Raw genomic sequence first — 18,245 nt, forward strand, 5'->3', positions numbered from 1 at the left:
GAACTACGTAGCCAGCCCCGCGCTCAGACGACGTCGGCCGGCTCCCGCAGCGGCCACGCCCCGTCCACCACCGCGCCGGCCTCTCCCTTGCGGCGCAGAAAGCTCTGGAAGTCCGCAGCCCACTCCGCGTACCACTCCACCTGGCGCCGGTGCAGCTCCGCCGGCCCCAGCGCCGCGATCTTCGGGTGGCGGTCGGCTATCGCGCGGGCCAGGCGTGCCGCGGCCAACGCGTCGGCCGACGCGTTGTGGGCGGCGACGAGGATGACGCCGTACTCGGCGCAGACCGCTTCGAGGTTGCGCTTGCCGCGGCGGTAGCGGTCGACCCAGCGGTCGATGGTGTACGGGTCGATGACCGGTGCGGGGTCGAAGCCGCCGAGGCGGTCGGAGAGCGACGGCAGGCCGTGCCGACGCAGTTCCGCCGCCAGCAGGGTGAGGTCGAAGGTCGCGTTGTAGGCGACGACCGGGACGCCTGTCTTCCAGTACCCGGTGAGGACGTCCGCGAGGGCGTCGGCGACCTGGTCGGCGGGCCGGCCCTCGGCCGCCGCCCGCTCGTTGCTGATGCCGTGTACGGCCACCGCGTCGGCCGGGATCTCCACGCCCGGATCCGCCAGCCACTCGCGGCGGCCCAGCTCCTGCCCGGCCCTGACCTCGATCACGGCGCCCGTGACGATGCGCGCCTCGCGCGGATCCGTACCCGTCGTCTCCAGATCGAAGCCGATCAGGAGCTCTTGGTGCCAGCCCATGGGCGGTCCCCCTTCTTGGTGGTGCTTTCCCCCAGTGGTCTCCACCCTCGCATGCGCCACTGACAATCAGAGGACCGCGTTCCACTTGCCGTCGCGGCCACCTTCAGGACACAGGGCGCGAATCCGCCCAAGCCATTTCGAACTCCTCGCGGTAGGTCGGGAAGAGTCCCGCTTCCAGGACGTCGTCCGACTTGACCACCTTGTCGCCGTTGCGCAGGACCAGCACCGGCGACTCCATGCCCCGCGCCCCGCGCAGGTAGGACTGGACGATGGCGACACCGTCGGCGCCGTCGCCGTCGACCAGGTAGGCGGAGAAGCGGGGGGTGTCGTCGTACACCTGGATCTCGAAGGCGCCCGGGTCGCGCAGCCGGGAGCGGACCCGGCGCATGTGGAGGATGTTCATCTCGACCGAACGAGAGAGTTCGCCCCGTTTCATCCCCAGTTCGCGCTCGCGGCGCTTGATCGCACTGGAGGCGGGGTTGAGGAAGAGCAGCCGGACTCGGCAGCCGGTCTCGGCGAGCCGGAGCAGGCGGCGGCCGGAGAAGTTCTGCACGAGCAGGTTGAGGCCGATGCCGATGGCGTCCAGCCGGCGGGCGCCGCCGAAGAGGTCCTCGGCCGGGAACTGGCGCATGAGCCGGACCCGGTCGGGGTGGACGGCGACGACGTCCGCGTAGCGGTCGCCCACCAGGTCCTCCACCGCGTCCACCGGCAGCCGGCGCGCGGAGGGCACGTCGCCGCCGGTGCCGAGCATCTCCAGGAGCCGGGCGGAGGCCCGTTCGGCCTGGTTGAGGACGGCCTCGGAGAGCGCGCGGTTGCGGGAGACGACGTTGCGGGTCACCTCCAGCTCGTCGAGGGCGAGTTCGACGTCCCGGCGTTCGTCGAAGTACGGCTCGAAGCACGGCCAGTGCTGCACCATCAGCTCGCGCAGCTGCGGCAGGGTCAGGAAGCTGATCACGTTGTCGTCGGCCGGGTCCAGCAAGTAGCCCTTGCGGCGGCTGACTTCGCGGACCGCGACCGCCCGCTGGACCCACTCCTGACCGGCGGGCCCGGCCGCGGCGACCACCCACTCGTCGCCGTGGACGGGTTCGTAGATGGGGCGCAGCACGGCGGCCACGACCGCCCGCAGCCGCTGCTCGACGAGGTTCAGCCAGATGTAGGCACGGCCGGCCCGCTGGGCGCGCGTACGCACCTCCAGCCAGGCGTCGGCGTCCCAGTCCAACTCCGGACCGATGGAGCCCGAGGCGTCCATCGGCCGGGCCAGGGACACCGCGCCGGGCGGGACGTCTGTGGAGTTCCCCTCGTGACCCTCGTCACCAGGGGGCAGCTCCAGGCCTCCCGAGCCCACCCGTGCACCGCCTTCCGCTCCCCCGAGCTCTCCCTGTGCCAACGATCAAGGAAGGGTACTCCGGGAGCGGTCGGCGGTGCAGCAGGATGGACAGGTCGTTTCTCAACTACCGTTTCCGGGCTGTCCGTTCTGATCAGCGAGGGCGGCAGGAGTGAGCGGATTCATAGCGGTGACGTCGCGCGGGGCGAGGGAGAAGCCCTGCCAGTGGACCGGCATGGGCTGCTGGTCCTCGTCGCGCGCGATGTGATGGAACCCGACGTTCACCCAGACCACGGGGTTGGTGAGGGTCTGCCCGTTCACCCACTGGTCGACGGTCTTGGGGTGGCCGTTGGCGCAGCCGGGGTTGTTGCTGGCGAACAGCTCGCACTTGTCGTACTGGGTGAAGTAGACGTCGTGCTTGGTGAAACCGTGACCCGGGTACTTGTTGCTGGCGCCCGGCACGATCTCGTACGAACGGGCGTGCCCGTCCTTGTTCTTGCCGGCCGTGCTGACCACCCGCCACCAGCGCATGTTCTTGTAGTCACCGGCGAGTTCCTTGGTGACGTTGGTGCGGGTGGTCTTGTTGGTGGGCGCCTGCTGGCCGTGCGCGGGCGCGCTGACCACCGAGTCGTACTGCTCGATGCGGCTCTTGGAGGAGCCGTCGAGGTCGAAGTCCAGCTTCCAGAAGACGTTGTGGCTGTGGCTGGTGGCGTACGCGTGGGCGCCCTTGCCGATCGGCCAGCCGCGGCCGTCGCCGGCGTCGTAGTCGCCCGGGGAGAGGCTGCCGGTGGCGCCGACGTTCATGTTGACCGTGCCGTCGTCCTGGAACCGCCACTCGGTCATGTACTCGTACCAGCCGACCTTGTTGACGGTGTAGACCAGCAGGTCCTTGCCCTGCTGCTGGTACACCCGGTTACCGGTGTCGGCCTGCATCCGGTAGGCGTGTCCGCGCGAACGGGTGGTGGTGCACAGGCCGTTGACGTTCGGGTGGGCAGGGTCCCAGGCGTCGGGGACCTTGACGGTCTTGATGGTGCCGCCGGGGCACTCGGCCGTGTCGAGCGGCACCAGGCCCTGGGCGAAGCCGAAGCCGGTCAGGTCGTCGTACTCGACGCTGCCGTCGTCGTAGGGGACGTCGATCTGGGCGAGGCGGGCGCTGGAGAGGACCTTGATGGGGGCCGACTCGCCCTTGGGCTGGTAGGAGATGTGCTCCAGGACCAGCCCGGCCTTGCTGTCGTAGCGCCAGCACATCCGCCAGGTGGTGCCGGTGGAGAGCTTCTGCTCGATCCGGTAGGCGGCGGAGCAGTCGGCGGCGGGCGCGGCGGCCTGCTTGGGCTGGGCGGCCGCGGGTCCGGCCGCGGTGGTCGCGCCGGCGGCCAGCGCGGCCACGGACAGGCCCACGGCGGCCGTCCGGCGGGCGCGGCGGATTCTGTTCGGGTGCATGACGAAGTGACTCCTCGTACGGGAGATGCAGTCGAAAAGGAGAAGGCGTTCGGGAAAGGCGAACGGAACCGGCGGCTCAGCGGCCGAGCTTCACGACCTTGCGGGCGCTCAGGTCGACGATCAGGGAACGGGCGTCGATCCAGGGCCCGTTCTTGACCTTCGGGAAGAGCCGCACGCAGCGGTGTTCGCCGCACTTGTCGAGCGCGGCCGGCTGGGCGCCCTCAGTGGCGCGGTACACCGCGCTGTTGAGCAGCAGCTGCTGCTCCGGGGAGGTGAGGTCCTCGCCCGTGGCGTCCTTGAAGTCCGCCTTCAGGCCGGCGCCGAGCGGGTCGGCGACGAGCAGCTGGAGTGCCTCGACGTTCTCGTCGTGGCTGAGCGGCGGCTGGACACCCTGCCGGGTGGTGGTCTGCTCGACCTTGCCGGTGTCGAGGTTGACGGTCCGGGTGACGAGGCTGTCGTCCCGGTAGTCGTAGAACGTCACGTCCGCGCGCCGTGGCGCGTTCGTGGCGTCCAGTTCGTTCGCGTTCGGCTCGGCCAGGTCGACGCTGATCCGCTCCGGGCCGCGCCGGCCCTCGACGTTCTCCCCGGCGTTGAACATCTGCCTGGTCAGAGCGAGTTGTTCGACGCGCTTGGTCTCGTCGTCGGTCAGCGGGTCACTGCCCGTGCCTTTCTTCCCCTCGGCCGGCGCCTGTTCCACCACGCCCGGCTTGACGGCGCCCGTGCCCTGTCCCGCCTGCTGCGCGGCGACCGTGCCGGTCCCGTCGCTCCCTCCTGAGTCGTCCGCCCCCGCCGTACCCGGCAGGGTGATCCCGACCATCACGGCGGTCCCCGCGACCGCCAAGCCCGCACCGGCCACCACTTTGCCCAGATGGCGGTGCACTATCTTGCGCACATCTTCCCCCTACTCCCCCTTGGTCACAGGGAGTACGTGTTTGCCCCACTGGTTCGGCACACTTGGCCACATGGGCCACTGTGTGCACTGGTCGCCGGGTAAGAGGGGTGTAAGTCACCTGGGGTTCCATTACTTTCGGGCAGACTCATGACCAAGGCGCCCCCGCGCGCAATACACACCTGGAAGAGTCGACTTCATGCAGGTCTGGCCTGGAGAGGCATATCCGCTCGGTGCCACGTACGACGGCGCCGGGACCAACTTCGCGGTGTTCACGGAGACCGCGGACCGAGTGGAGCTGTGTCTGCTGCACGACGACGGCTCCGAGACGGCGGTGGAGCTGCGCGAGAGCGACGCCTTCGTCCGGCACGCGTACCTGCCGGGGGTGATGCCCGGGCAGCGCTACGGCTTCCGGGTGCACGGCCCGTACGACCCCGGACGAGGGCTGCGCTGCAACTCGGCGAAGCTGCTGCTCGACCCCTACGCGAAGGCGGTCAGCGGGTCGGTGCGCTGGGGCGAGGAGGTGTACGGCTACCACTTCGGCGACCCCGACAAGCGCAACGACCTGGACTCGGCCCCGCACACCATGACCTCGGTGGTGATCAACCCGTACTTCGACTGGGGCGACGACCGGCGGCCGCGCACCGAGTACCACCACACGGTGATCTACGAGGCCCATGTGAAGGGCCTGACCATGCGCCACCCGGGACTGCCCGAGGAGCTGCGCGGCACCTACGCGGGTCTCGCGCACCCGGCCGTCATCGAACACCTGACGGAGCTGGGCGTCACGGCGCTGGAGCTGATGCCGGTCCACCAGTTCGTGAACGACCACCGGCTGGTCGACATGGGGCTGAACAACTACTGGGGCTACAACACGATCGGCTTCTTCGCCCCGCACAACGCGTACGCCTCCTGGGGCGACCGCGGCCAGCAGGTCCTGGAGTTCAAGTCGGCGGTCCGGGCACTGCACGAGGCCGGGATCGAGGTGATCCTGGACGTGGTCTACAACCACACCGCCGAAGGCAACCACCTGGGCCCGACGCTGTCCTTCCGGGGCCTGGACAACCCGTCGTACTACCGGCTGACCGACGACCCCCGCTACTACATGGATACGACCGGCACCGGGAACTCCCTGCTGATGCGGTCCCCGCACGTCCTTCAGATGATCATGGACTCGCTGCGGTACTGGGTCACCGAGATGCACGTCGACGGCTTCCGTTTCGACCTCGCGGCGACGCTGGCGAGGCAGTTTCATGAGGTGGACCGCCTTTCGTCGTTCTTCGACCTGGTGCAGCAGGACCCGGTGGTCTCCCAGGTGAAGCTGATCGCCGAGCCCTGGGACGTGGGCGAGGGCGGCTACCAGGTGGGCAACTTCCCGCCGCTGTGGACCGAGTGGAACGGCAAGTACCGCGACACCGTGCGCGACCTGTGGCGCGGCGAGCCGCGCGCACTCGCGGAGTTCGCGTCCCGGCTGACCGGCTCCTCCGACCTCTACCAGGACGACGGCCGCCGCCCGCTGGCCTCCATCAACTTCGTGACCTGCCACGACGGATTCACCCTGCACGACCTGGTGTCGTACAACGACAAGCACAACGAGGCCAACGGCGAGGACAACCGGGACGGCGAGAGCCACAACCGCTCCTGGAACTGCGGGGTCGAGGGGCACACCGACGACCCCGCGATCCTCGAGCTGCGCGAGCGGCAGATGCGCAACTTCGTCGCCACGCTGATGCTCTCCCAGGGCGTGCCGATGATCAGCCACGGCGACGAGTTCGCGCGCACACAGCAGGGCAACAACAACGCGTACTGCCAGGACAACGAGGTGTCCTGGGTGGACTGGCCGGACCCCGAGGACGACGGCGGCCTGCTGGCCTTCACGCGCGCGATGGCGCGGCTGCGCAAGGAGCACCCGGTCTTCCGGCGCCGCCGCTTCTTCCACGGCCGCCCGGTGGAGGGCACCCACGACGAGCTGTCCGACATCGCCTGGTTCACTCCGGAGGGCCACGAGATGGCCCAGCAGGACTGGGGGTCGGCACAGGCGTCGGCCCTGACGGTGTTCCTCAACGGCAACGCGATCTCGGAACCCGGCACCCGCGGGGAGCGGATCGCCGACGACTCCTTCCTGCTGATGTTCAACGCGTCACCGGATCCGCTGGAGTTCCTGGTGCCGGTGAACCACGGCCTGCAGTGGGAGGTGGTGGTGGACACGGCACGCGCGGAGCCGGTGCCCCCCGGGCCGAAGGTGGACGGCGGGACACGCCTGACGTTGGTGGGGCGGAGCCTGACCGTTCTGAAAAGGCCGGCGTAGGGATGCGCGCTCCGATGGGCCGTTGTACGGGTGCGGGCCGGTGGGGGCTTGTCGCGCCCACGCGGACGGAGCCGCACAGGGGCATACAGTCCCGCGCCCCTTCGGGGCGCGGTCCCGCACCGGTTGACAGAGAATCCGGCGGGGCGGGTACGTAGGTCTCCATGACAGCCGAGCGAATCCCCGCCACCGTGCCCACCTCCACCTACCGCCTCCAGCTCCAGCCCAGCTTCCCCTTCTCGGCCGCCGAAGCCGCCGTGCCGTACCTCGCCTCGCTCGGTGTCTCCCACCTGCACCTCTCCCCCGTCCTGGAGGCCGTGCCGGGCTCCACGCACGGCTACGACGTCGTCGACCACGCGCGCGTGCGTGCCGAACTCGGCGGCGAGGAGGGGCTGCGCGCGCTCGCGCGTACCGCGCGGGAGCACGGTCTCGGTCTGGTCGTGGACATCGTGCCGAACCACATGGCCATGTCCCCCCGGCACAACCACGCCCTGTGGGAGGTCCTGCGGGAGGGCCCCAGCTCGCCGTACGCGCGCTGGTTCGACGTCGACTGGGAGGCGCAGGGCGGGCAGCTGCTGGTGCCGGTGCTCGGCGGCCCGGTCGGCGAGGTGCTCGGGCAGCTGGTGGTCGACGGTGACGTGCTGCGCTATCACGAGCACGCCTTCCCGCTCCGGGAGGGCACCGCGGACCTGCCGCTGCCGGAGTTGCTGGACGCCCAGTGGTACCGCCCGGTGTGGTGGCGGCTGGCCCGGACCGAGCTGAACTACCGGCGGTTCTTCAGCATCTCGGAGCTGATCGGGGTGCGGGTGGAGGACCCGGAGGTGTTCGAGGCCACCCACGCGAAGATCCTCCAGCTGCTGCACGAGGGGGTGGTGGACGGACTGCGCGTCGACCATCCCGACGGGCTCGCCGACCCGGACGACTACCTCGCGCGGCTGCACGAGGCGACCGGCGGGCGCTGGACGGTCGTGGAGAAGATCCTGGCCGACGGCGAGCGGCTGCCCGGCGCCTGGCCGGTCGCCGGGACCACCGGGTACGACGCGCTGCGGCAGGTGGACGGCCTGTTCACGGACCCCGTCGGCGCCCGTGAACTGCTCGACGGCTACCGGCGGTTCGCCGCCCCGCAGACGGACCGGGGCGGTGACTGGGCGGCGACCGTGCGGCGGGCCGCTTACAAGGTGCTCACGCACGAGCTGGCGGCCGAGACGGACCGGCTGACCCGGGCCGCCGCCCGCGTGTGCGCGACCTCGCCGGACCCCGCGCTGCGCGACCGGGCGCCCTGGGCGCTGCGCATCGCGCTGGAGGAGCTGCTGGTGCGGATGCGGGTGTACCGGCCGTACGCCTCCGGTGACGCGGCCGCCGTGGTCACCGAGGGGGCCGCCGAGGAGGCGAGGTCGGCCTTCATGGTGCCCGAGGAGGGCGGGGCGGTGGACGTGGTGCGCGGGCTGCTGCTGGCGGGCGACGACGACGGGCCCGGGCCCACGGAGTTCCGGACGCGGTTCGCGCAGACCTCCTCGGCGCTGCGGGCCAAGTCCGTGGAGGACACGGCGTTCTACCGCTATGTGCCACTGCTGTCCGCGACCGAGGTGGGCGGTGCTCCGGGCAGTCCGGGCGTCTCCCCCGACGACTTCCACGCGTACTGCGCGCGCGTGCAGCGCGACTGGCCGCTCACCGGGACGGTGGTCACGACGCACGACACCAAGCGCAGTGCCGACGTGCGGGCGGCGCTGGCCGTGCTGACGGAGTGCCCGGAGCGCTGGGCGGACGTGCTGACCGAGGTGACCGGGGACGGGGCGGGCGTACCGGACGCGCAGCTGGCGTGGGCGGCCTGGCAGACGGTGTTCGGGCTCGGCCCGGCGGCCCCGGAGCGGGTGCAGGGGGCCCTGCTGAAGCATGTGCGGGAGGCGGGCCTGTACACGAGCTGGACGGAGCAGGAGCCGCCGTACGAGGAGGCGGTGGCCTCGTTCGTCGCGGCGGGCCCCTGCGGGGCACCAGGAGAGCGTGTGGCGGCCTTCCGGGCCTCGCTGGCGGCACACGTCCGGGCGAACGTCCTCGGCACGGCTCTGGTCCATCTGACGATGCCGGGTGTGCCGGACGTCTACCAGGGCACGGAGGGGGAGTTCCGGGCGCTGGTGGACCCGGACAACCGGCGGCCGGTCGCCTTCCCGCCCGAGCACCCGGGCGAGAAGGACGCGGTGACGGCGGCGGCGCTGCGGCTGCGGGCGCGCCGCCCCAAAGTCTTCGGCGCTACGGCGACGTACGCGCCGCTGACGGCCCAGGGCCCGGCCGCGGGGCACTGTCTGGCGTTCGCACGCTCCGGGGAGGTGGTCACCGCGGTGACCCTGCTGTCGCTGCGGCTGGCCGCGGCGGGCGGCTGGCGGGACACGGTGCTGCCGCTGCCGCCGGGGCGGTGGGCGGACGTGCTGGCGCCGGAACGCGAGTTCACGGGGCACGCGCGCGTGGACGTGCTCTTCGAGGGGTTGCCGGTGGCGCTGCTGGAGCGGGTGGACGGCGGGGGTGACGTGGACGGCGCGGACGGCGCGGACGACGAGGACGACAGTCACTGAGGGCACCGAGGTCACTGAGGGCACCGAGGCCACCGAGGCCACCGAGGCCACCGAGGCCACCGAGGCCAGCGAGGCCACCGAGGGGCATATTCACTCGTACGGGTGAATATGTGGCCGGGTCGGGGGGTTGCCGAAACTCGTCGGGCGCCTGCGGCGTCCGTAAAGGCGCGCGGAGCCGTTCCGCGCCCCGTAATGGCTTCGCACCCCCGCCGGCGCCAACCGCCCCGTCGGCCGACGGCACATGCACCTGGGCGCCCCCTGGAGCCTCCCCCGGGAGGTTCTTGACAGTTCACCTATGCCGTGCGGGACTGGGGAATGCGAAGCCGGGCGGACAAGTCGGGGGTGAGTCTCCTGCCGGAGCTGCGCTACCCCAGTGTTCCCGAACTGATCGCAAACGCCCGGGCGTTGGCCGCTCACCGGCCCGGCCTGTGCACGTTGCGGCAGATCGGAGTCTCCCGCGCGGGCAGACCCCTGCACCTGCTGTCCGTCGGGCACGCCCGGCGGGCGGTGCTGGTGGTCGCGGGCGCCCACGCCAACGAGCCGACCGGGGGCGGCACCCTCCAGGTGCTCGCCGAACGGGTACTGAAAGAGCGGGACCTACGGGCGGAGACCTCCTGGCACTTCCTGCTGTGCGCCGACCCGGACGGGGCGAGCCTGCACGTCACCCCGGCACCGCGCAGCCTGCTCGACTACCACCACGGCTTCTACCGCCCGGCGGGCCCCGAACAGCCGGAGTGGTCGCCGTCGGTGCTGCCCCCGGACCGGCTGCCGCCCGAGACCCTGGCCCTGCTCGGGGTGATCGACGAGCTCCGCCCGTACCTCCAGGTGACCCTGCACGGCACCGACCTGGGCGGCAGCTGGGTGCAGCTGACGAAGGACGTGCCCGGGCTCGCCGAACCGTTCGCCAAGTCCGCGGCGGAGCTGCACATCCCGGTGGAGACGGGTGCCTCGGACGCCGCGGGCTGGCCGGCGTCCGGTCCCGGGGTCCGGGTGATGCCGGGACCGGGGTCGGGGGTGGCGTACCCGAGCATGCCGGACGACGCACGGCACAGCACCTGGTACCACGCGCACCGCTACGGCGGGCTGACGGCGGTGGTCGAGGTGCCGATGTGGGCGAGCGACCTGGTCGACGACCCGGCACCGCATCCGGCGCCGGCCGCGGCGATGCGCCGGCTGGCGGGCCGGCTGCTGCGGGACTCGCGGGAGGTGGAGCGGGTGCTGACCGAGGCGCTGCCCCGGCTGGACGGCCTCCTGGACGGCCCGCTGCTGCGGGCGGCCCGCTGGGCCCTGGGCCTGATCCCCGGACTGGCCGAGGACTGGATCCGCCGGCCGCCGATCGACACCACGATGGCGTACGTCGGCAGCGTGGACGCCTTCGGGCGGCGGCTGCCGTTGCGGGCGGCGTCGATGCTGCTGCGGGTGCTGCGGGAGGCGGACGACCGTGCGGTGCCACGGCTGGAAGAGCTGGTGGCCTCCTGGTGCGACGCCTACGGGGAGCGCTTCCAAGCCCGCTGGGTGCCGTTGGAGCGCCAGGTGGAACATCAGTCCCGGACGGTGCTGGCGGCCGCGCGGCACGCCCGTGAGCGGGCGGCGTGAGGATCTGGGGCCTGTCCGGTGGAGCCCCCCAGGAGCCGCACGCCGCCCTCGGGGTCAGCTGTCGAGGGCGAAGACCGGCCCGGTACGGGCCGCCATCTGGCATGAGTTCGAGAACGTCTCGTGGTACTCGATCGGCCGGCCGTTCCACTGCCCGCGCGCCTGCGCGGTCACGGGGGCGTAGACCATCGGGCACATGGCGTTCTTGACCGGCGTGATGCGCGCGATGTCACCGCCCACCATGTCGAGTTCGGCGCAGGCGTCGGCCGCGCGGGAGTGCCCCTGGGGCGGGTCGCACAGCAGCAGCGTGCCGGGCGTGTCGCCGGACCGGCTGTCGCCCTTGGCGACGGTCAGGTACAGGTAGTCGCCGCCGTCGGTGGCGCCGGGTGCGGCCTGGGCCGGTCCGGCGGCGAGGAGGGCGGCTGCCGCCAGCAGGGCACCGCCGGTCGCTGTCACTCTGATCAGAGGGGTCATTCCCGGTGCATCGGCACGACGGCGTCCGCGCCCCAGCCCGACTCACCCGAACGAGCACGCACGCGCGCATGGCGTTGTGCCAGTTCGAAAGCGCTCAGGACCACGCGCGTCTGGTACTCGGCCTGACGTGCGACCGGGATCCAGCGCGCGCCGAAGGCCTGGTGGTAGTCCGCGCACCAGGTGTCGATCAGGCGGTCCAGGTCGGGCAGGGCACCGGCCGGGTCGTCGCCGGTGCCGCGCAGCAGCCGGTGCAGCAGCCCGGCGGCACGCAGGACCAGCCGGCGCCCGGCGATCCCCAGGGCGGCCAGATGGGCGGTGCTGAGCGGGGGCAGCGGGCGGGCACTGCCGGCGTCGGTGCCGGGGTCCCAGGCGTCGGCGAGACCCGGGCAGACCAGCAGGTAGTCGTCCACCGGCGCGAGCAGCCGGGCCGCGTCCGGCGCGCCGGACAACTGGGGCCGGATCCGGGTCAGGACGCCCTCCAGCAGGCCGGTGTCGTGCCGCAGGGTCCGGCTGACGGCGCGCAGCGCGGCGTCCCGGTCGGCGGGCGGTGCGCTGTCCTGGACGGCGGCCACGCCCCACATGGGCGCCTCGACGATCGCGGTGACGGTGCCGTGCCGGTGCGGATGGAACCAGGTGGACTCGACGGCCGCCTCGGTGATGGCGGCGGCCAGGTCGCCTCGGCGGGGCGGCGGCACCCGGTAGACGGCCGGGCCCAGGGTGGGCCAGTACAGGGCGTCGTAGGCGCCGAGTTCGCGGGGGATGCCGAGCCGGCCGGCGGTGTGCGCGAGGCGTTGGGCGAGGCCCGGCAGGTCATCGGTCAGCTCGACGAAGCCGCCGCCGACGTCCACACCGTGCAGCGAGCACTGGAGGAAGGGCCGCAGCCCGTCCTGGAGGTCCAGCAGTGCCCGGGTCTCGGGCAGCGTGGCGGCGTCGGCTCCGTCGGGCAGCCATTCGGGCTGCTCCAGGAAGCCGGGCCGGAAGAAGTTCCGGAAGTAGTGGCCCAGCGTGTACGGCCCGGCCAGCCAGCCCTCGTTGCGGCGCGAGCCGTCCGGGTCCAGGCACAGCAGCAGGTTCCAGGTGACGTCGGCGTCCTCGGTCAGCCGGGGGTCGGCCAGGACCCGGTCGGCGAGGCGGAGGACGGTGGCGCCGCCGACGGGTTCGTTGGCGTGCGGGCCGGCCACGACGAGGGCGTGCCGGCTGCCGTGACCGATCGAAAGCAGCCACAGCGGAGTGCCCGCGCGAGAGGTGCCGATCCGGTGCAGCCGGGCGTCCCGGGGGTGGTCGGCGACCAGTGCGGCCGCGCGCGAGGACAGCTCGTCCACGGACGGAAAGCGGTGGAGGGGCGGCAGGGCACACCTCCACGATGCTGTGCCGTCGGTTCACCAGATGTGTATGGAGTACGCACAGTCAGTCACGACTTGGGGGGTACGTCAACACCGCGACGGACAAACGTTTTTCAGCCACGTGGGAGAAGGCGCGAACTCAGTGGGCCGAGAGCCGGAAGCACACCCGGCCGAAGCCGATCTGGTCGCCCTCACGGACGACGGCGGCGCCGATCACCCGGCGGCCGTTCACCGTCGTGCCGTTGGTGGAGCCGAGGTCCCTGAGCACCCACAGGCCGCCCTGCCGGCGGAGTTCGGCATGCACGCGGGAGACCGTCTCGTGGTTGAGCCGCAGCCCGCTGGCCGGGTCGCGGCCGATGCGCAGCGGGTGCCCGGTGCCGGGGTGCGGCAGCAGCAGCTTGGGCAGCCGCTCGGCCTGCCAGGCCCGGCGCAGCCGCACCGTGAATCCGGAGACGGCCTCGACGGTGCCGAGGAGCACACGCGCGAAGCGGCTCTCCTGGGGCAGGTCGGCGGTGAGTACGGCCAGTTCGTCCACGCGGCGGGCGGCGAGCGCCAGTTCCATGCGGCGCACGAACGTGTCGTGCGACAGCCGTCCCATGGCAACGCCCTCGCGCAGCACACTCAGCGCCTTCTCGCGTTCCGCGTCGGACAGCCGCGCGGGATAGGTGTTGAACTCGAAGGACGACGTCACATTGCCGATTCTGGGTCAGTGAACCCCGGGTGTCCAGAAAACGGGGAAACGGCCGTCGGGCGCGCGTACGTACGGCGACACCCGTCGGCAAAGCCGCGATTCAAAGCGGATTGATCTCTTTTCACGGCACGATGGACGGACTACCTCACGATGAGCCAGACGAAGGGGAACCGTCCGTGCAGTTCGAGGTGTGGGCACCGCAGGCAGACCGTGTGACGCTCCATTGCGACGGAGCCGCACGCGCGTTGGAGCGTGATCCGCGGCGGCCGGGCTGGTGGGCCGGGCAGGCGGACGCCGAGGACGGCACGCGGTACGGTTTCGCGCTGGACGACGGCCCTGTGCTGCCCGACCCGCGCTCGCGCCGCCAGCCGGACGGACCGGACGGGCTCAGCGCGGTCGTCGACCACGGGCGGTACGAGTGGCGTGCCGCGTGGCCTGGACGCGCGCTGCCGGGAGCGGTGCTCTACGAGCTGCACGTGGGCACGTACACCCCCGAGGGCACCCTGGACGCCGCCGCCGGGCGACTGGACCATCTGAAGGAACTGGGCGTCACACACGTGGAGTTGATGCCGCTCTGCCCGTTCCCGGGCCGGCACGGCTGGGGGTACGAGGGGGTCTCCCTGTGGGCGGTGCACGAGCCGTACGGCGGCCCCGAGTCGCTGAAGCGGTTTGTCGACCGGGCGCACGGGCTCGGGCTCGGTGTCGTCCTGGACGTGGTCCACAACCACCTCGGCCCGTCGGGCAATTACCTGCCCGCGTTCGGTCCGTACTTCACGGAGACGCACCACACGCCCTGGGGCGCGGCGGTCAACCTGGACGCGCCCGGTTCCGACGAGGTCCGCGCGTACCTGGTGGGCAGCGCGCTGGCCTGGCTGCGCGACTACCGGATCGACGGACTGCGCCTGGACGCGGTGCACGCGCTGTGCGACACGCGCGCGTGCCACTTCCTGGAGGAGCTGTCGTCGGCCGTGGCCGGCCTGGCGGCGGAGTCGGGCCGGCCGTTGTTCCTGGTCGGCGAGTCCGACCTGAACGACCCACGGGTCATCACCGCACGCGCGGAGCACGGGCTCGGCCTGGACGCGCAGTGGAACGACGACTTCCACCACGCCCTGCACACCGCGCTGACCGGGGAGTCCCAGGGCTACTACGCCGACTTCGCGCGCGCCCCCCTCGCCGCCGTCGCCAAGACCCTCACCGCCGGTTACTTCCACGACGGCACCTACTCCAGCTTCCGGGGCCGCCACCACGGCCGGCCGCTGGACCGTGCGCGGGTGGCCGGGCACCGGCTGCTCGGCTACACCCAGACCCACGACCAGATCGGCAACCGCGCCCAGGGCGACCGGCTTTCGGCCACCCTCTCCCCCGGCCTGCTGGCCTGCGCGGCCACGCTGACGCTCACGGCGCCCTTCACGCCGATGCTGTTCATGGGCGAGGAGTGGGCGGCGGGCACCCCCTGGCAGTTCTTCACCGACCACACGGACCCGGATCTGGCGGAGGCCGTACGACGCGGCAGGCGACGGGAGTTCGCGGCGCACGGATGGGCCGAGGAGGACGTACCCGACCCGCAGGACCCGGCCACCCGGGACCGGTCCTGCCTGGACTGGTCGGAGCCGGAACGCGAACCGCACGCGCGCGTGCTGGCCTGGTACCGCCGGCTGCTCGCTCTGCGTCGCGAGCAGCCGGACCTCACCGATCCCGACCTCGCCGACACCAAGGTGGCGTACGACGAGGAGGCACGCTGGCTGGCGTTCCGGCGCGGTGACGTGCGGGTCGCCGTGAACCTGGGCAAGGAGCCGGCCGCGATCCCGCTGGGCACCGCCCGGGTGGAGGTCCTGGCCGCGTGGGACACCGTGACGGCACCGGACACGAACGGACTGCTGCGGGTGCCAGGCGAGTCGTGCGTGGTACTGACCCAGGCGTGAGCACACGCGCGTGTCCTACGGTTCGCCGTCCGTGTCGTCCTCCCGGAGGTCCGACACGCGCTCGAGGAGGATCGCCTCCCAGGCGCGCCGGAGTTGGGTACGCAGCAGGGGCAGGGGGCTGTCGTCGCGGCCGTCGAGGCGGTCGGTGAGGCGGATGACGGTGTCGCAGCGGGCGAGCCACAGGCCGCGCAGGCAGGGACGGGGGCCGTAGCCGGCGAGGGTGGCCGCGCGGACGGCCGCGCCGGAGCCGACCGCGAGGGCGAGCCCGGCGATGTCCTCGGCGGGGTCGCCCACCGCCGCGTCGGTCCAGTCGAGGACCCCGCGCACCCTGCCGTCGGCGCTGACCACCAGGTGCTCGCCCTTGAGGTCGTGGTGGACCAGCACGGCCGTACCGGGCTGGGCGGCGAGCTGGGCGGCGCCCGGCGAGGTGAAGTGGAGCAGGGGTGCGGGGTCGAACTCGTCGGCGACGGCGAGGCGTTCGGCGGCCGGCACGGCCATCCGGCGCAGCGCCTCCAGGGAGCGTGGCGGGGTGCGTGGCACGCCGAGCGTCTCGGCCTGCCGTGCCGGCACCTCGCGCAGCCCGGTGAGCAGCCCGGCCAGATCGGCCTCGCCGACCGCGGAGACGTCGTGCTCCTCGGCCGTACCCCCGGGGATCGCGGTGTCCAGCGTGTAGGTCAGTCCCGGCGCCCACTCGCCGTGCGTGACCCCGGCCGGGACGGCGACGGGCAGGTGCGGGCGCACCAGGTCGCGCAGGCGCAGTTCGCGGCGCTGGCGCGCGGAGGCCTCGCGGTCGGGGGCGAGGCGCAGCACATAACGGGTGCCGACCCACCAGGTGGAGTGCTCACCGCCCGCCGTGACGGGCCGGATGTCGGGGCCCGTGGTTTCGGTCGCGCTCTCTTTGAGCAGCGAACGGACCAGTCGGCGGACGGTGTCCGCGGTGGGTGTCGGTGCCTGGGTCATGGATCGCGCCGTTGCCGTTCGGGTGGGGTAGGGGCGAGAGGATACGCCCCGGGCCGGGTCGGTCAGCCCACTATGACCATCTCGCGGGTGGTTTGGTTGAAACGACGCCCGCCCTCCTCGGTCACCGTGACGATGTCCTCGATCCGCACTCCGAAGCGGCCGGGCAGATAGATACCGGGCTCCACGGAGAAGCACATCCCGGGCACCAGCGGCTGCTCCTCGCCCTCGATCATGTACGGCGGCTCGTGCGTGGTGACGCCGATGCCGTGGCCGGTCCGGTGGATGAAGTACTCGCCGTACCCGGCGTCGGTGATGATTGCGCGGGCGGCCCGGTCGACGTCCTGGCAGGCGGCACCGGGGCGGACGGCCCGGAAGCCGGCCTCCTGGGCGGCGCGCACGATGTCGTGCACCTCGCACTCCTCGGCGGTCGGCGGGCCCACGTGCACCGTCCGGGAGGTGTCGGATCCGTAGCCGTCCTTGAGGCCGCCGAAGTCGAGGACGACCATGTCGCCGTCCTGGATGACGCGGTCGCCGACCTCGTGGTGCGGGTTGGCGCCGTTGGGTCCTGAGCCGACGATGGTGAAGTCGACCTGGTCGTGGCCGAAGCGGCGCAGCAGGTCGGCGAGGTCGTGGCCGACGTCGGACTCGCGGCGGCCGGCGAAGGGAACCCCGCGGATCTCCTCGAACGTGGCGTCGGCGGCCGCCCCGGCGGCGGCGAGGAGCTCGAGCTCGGCCGCGTCCTTCACGGCGCGGAGCATGGGCAGCGCGTCGGTGAGGGAGGCGTAGGAGGTGTCGGGGAGCGTCTTCTGCAGGCCCAGCAGGTGCATGGCCCAGGCGTTGTCGCTGATACCGAAGCGGCCGTCCTTGGCGAGCAGGCCGGCGGTGACGGTGTAGGGGTCGATGCCGTCGGTCCAGTCCCGCAGGGTCAGAGCGGCCGAGCCGTGGGTCTTCTCGGCGTCGGGGGCCTCCAGGGTGGGGACGACCAGGACGGGGTCCTTGCCGGGGGTCAGGACGAGGAGGGTGAGCCGTTCGGTGACCGCGGTGGGGGTGTAGCCGGTGAGCCACACCATGTCGGGGCCGGGGGCGATCAGGAGGCCGGCGAGTCCGGCGTCGGCCGCGGCGTGGGCTGCGCGCGCCATGCGGGACTTGTAGTCGCCGGCGGTGAAGGGCGCGGCGGGTGCGGTGCCGGTCATCCAGGGCCTCCTTGCGCGGGTGAGGGGGCTGTAGGGGCCTCGGCATGCATCCTGCCGGGTGCGGCGTGGCCGCGCGAGCCGGTTTGGGCAGAGCCGCCGTTGTGGGGTGCGGGAGTGCCGCCGGTGCGGGTGGGTGGTGGCCGGCCGCGTCCACGCGGCGGAGCGGCACCTGTATTGAGCCCCGCGCCCCTCGGGGCGCGTCCGCGCGGGTGCTCTCAGGTAACGACGCCCGGCGTCACGGTCAGCTGCTGGTAGCCCCCGCTCTCGTGGCGCACCGTGAGCTTGGCCTCGTGGCCCGGGCGGGCGTCGGTCACCGCTCGTACCAGGTCGGCCGCGCTGTCGATGCGCCGGTCGCCGAGCTGGAGCAGGACGTCGCCCCGGACCAGCCCCGCCGTATAGCCCGGACCCGGCACATGGACTGCCACCACCAGCGCGCCCACCTTCTCGGCGTCCACGGCCTCCACGCCCAGGGTCGCCGCGGCCGTGCGCGAGGGGCCGGCGGTGGCGGACGGGGTGGGTCGGGTCGGCGTCGGTGGGGCGTGGTGCTGCAGTTCGGCCAGTCTGCTCATGCCGATCACCGTGGCGCCGACGGTGCCGATGCCGACCCCGGACAGCACCAGGACCGTGCCGACGATCAGGCCGAAGAGCAGGGACCTGATCCGCCGGCCGCGCCGGCGCGCGGCGTGCGGGTGCCGGGCCGGCCCGGGTTCGGGGTCGTCCCGGCGTTCCTGGCCTGGGATCGGCTTGGGACGCAAAGCGGTCTGTTCCATGGTTCGCCTCCAGCCGCAGCTCTACCCGGCG

The 18,245-nt window shown here is 72.4% G+C and carries 14 protein-coding genes; 4 read left to right on the forward strand and 10 right to left on the reverse strand.

The genetic code is table 11. The features are described from left to right. Nucleotides 1-23: 23 nt before the first annotated feature. The 4 genes from AB0N16_RS01925 to AB0N16_RS01940 form a co-directional block, all read right to left on the reverse strand. The gene (locus tag AB0N16_RS01925; RefSeq protein WP_365792007.1) at nt 24-743 is read right to left on the reverse strand and encodes a 3'-5' exonuclease; all 720 of its coding nucleotides are present in this window, start codon (nt 741-743) and stop codon (nt 24-26) included. Between the two features lie 103 nt (nt 744-846). Continuing rightward, entirely contained in the window at nt 847-2,088 is a 1,242-nt protein-coding gene (locus AB0N16_RS01930) for an SAV2148 family HEPN domain-containing protein (RefSeq protein ID WP_365792009.1), read from the reverse strand. A gap of 102 nt (nt 2,089-2,190) precedes the next feature. Continuing rightward, a complete protein-coding gene (locus tag AB0N16_RS01935; protein ID WP_365792011.1) occupies nt 2,191-3,507 on the reverse strand; it encodes a copper amine oxidase in 1,317 nt (438 codons plus the stop codon). A gap of 76 nt (nt 3,508-3,583) precedes the next feature. Next, nucleotides 3,584-4,399 (reverse strand): Tat pathway signal sequence domain protein, encoded by an 816-nt coding sequence (locus AB0N16_RS01940; protein ID WP_365792013.1) that lies wholly within the window; start codon nt 4,397-4,399, stop codon nt 3,584-3,586. A 196-nt stretch (nt 4,400-4,595) separates the two neighbouring features. Between AB0N16_RS01940 and glgX the strand changes: the two genes are divergently transcribed. The 3 genes from glgX (at nt 4,596) to AB0N16_RS01955 (ending at nt 10,864) form a co-directional block, all read left to right on the forward strand. Further along, nucleotides 4,596-6,704 carry a glycogen debranching protein GlgX gene (gene glgX / locus AB0N16_RS01945; protein ID WP_365792015.1) on the forward strand — a complete coding sequence of 703 codons (2,109 nt, stop codon included), beginning with the start codon at nt 4,596-4,598 and terminating at the stop codon, nt 6,702-6,704. 161 nt (nt 6,705-6,865) lie between these two features. Next, entirely contained in the window at nt 6,866-9,268 is a 2,403-nt protein-coding gene (gene treY, locus AB0N16_RS01950; protein WP_365792017.1) for a malto-oligosyltrehalose synthase, read from the forward strand. A 342-nt stretch (nt 9,269-9,610) separates the two neighbouring features. Beyond that, nucleotides 9,611-10,864 (forward strand): M14 family zinc carboxypeptidase, encoded by a 1,254-nt coding sequence (locus AB0N16_RS01955; RefSeq protein ID WP_365792759.1) that lies wholly within the window; start codon nt 9,611-9,613, stop codon nt 10,862-10,864. Between the two features lie 54 nt (nt 10,865-10,918). Here the strand turns inward: AB0N16_RS01955 and AB0N16_RS01960 are convergent, their stop codons facing one another. The 3 genes from AB0N16_RS01960 to AB0N16_RS01970 form a co-directional block, all read right to left on the reverse strand. After that, nucleotides 10,919-11,335 (reverse strand): SSI family serine proteinase inhibitor, encoded by a 417-nt coding sequence (locus tag AB0N16_RS01960; RefSeq protein ID WP_365792019.1) that lies wholly within the window; start codon nt 11,333-11,335, stop codon nt 10,919-10,921. Further along, complete coding sequence (locus tag AB0N16_RS01965) at nt 11,332-12,657, reverse strand: M14 family zinc carboxypeptidase (RefSeq protein WP_365792021.1); 1,326 nt, start codon at nt 12,655-12,657, stop codon at nt 11,332-11,334. The genes AB0N16_RS01960 and AB0N16_RS01965 overlap by 4 nt, the downstream gene beginning before the upstream one ends. Nucleotides 12,658-12,817: 160 nt before the next feature. Further along, complete coding sequence (locus tag AB0N16_RS01970; RefSeq protein WP_365792023.1) at nt 12,818-13,369, reverse strand: DUF1707 and FHA domain-containing protein; 552 nt, start codon at nt 13,367-13,369, stop codon at nt 12,818-12,820. 176 nt (nt 13,370-13,545) lie between these two features. Between AB0N16_RS01970 and treZ the strand changes: the two genes are divergently transcribed. Beyond that, nucleotides 13,546-15,291, forward strand: a complete 1,746-nt coding sequence (treZ, locus tag AB0N16_RS01975) for a malto-oligosyltrehalose trehalohydrolase (RefSeq protein WP_365792025.1) — start codon at nt 13,546-13,548, stop codon at nt 15,289-15,291. Between the two features lie 15 nt (nt 15,292-15,306). Here treZ and AB0N16_RS01980 read toward each other — a convergent pair whose 3' ends face one another. The 3 genes from AB0N16_RS01980 to AB0N16_RS01990 all read right to left on the reverse strand — a co-directional run bounded on the left by AB0N16_RS01980 (nt 15,307) and on the right by AB0N16_RS01990 (nt 18,214). Beyond that, nucleotides 15,307-16,251 (reverse strand): aminoglycoside phosphotransferase family protein, encoded by a 945-nt coding sequence (locus AB0N16_RS01980; protein ID WP_365792027.1) that lies wholly within the window; start codon nt 16,249-16,251, stop codon nt 15,307-15,309. Nucleotides 16,252-16,313: 62 nt separating this feature from the next. Continuing rightward, a complete protein-coding gene (locus AB0N16_RS01985) occupies nt 16,314-17,444 on the reverse strand; it encodes an aminopeptidase P family protein (protein ID WP_365792029.1) in 1,131 nt (376 codons plus the stop codon). 215 nt (nt 17,445-17,659) lie between these two features. Further along, complete coding sequence (locus AB0N16_RS01990; protein WP_365792031.1) at nt 17,660-18,214, reverse strand: PDZ domain-containing protein; 555 nt, start codon at nt 18,212-18,214, stop codon at nt 17,660-17,662. Nucleotides 18,215-18,245: the final 31 nt, after the last annotated feature.

The sequence above is a fragment of the Streptomyces sp. NPDC051105 genome, from assembly GCF_040682795.1.
In the GTDB taxonomy this organism is placed as follows: Bacteria; Actinomycetota; Actinomycetes; order Streptomycetales; family Streptomycetaceae; genus Streptomyces.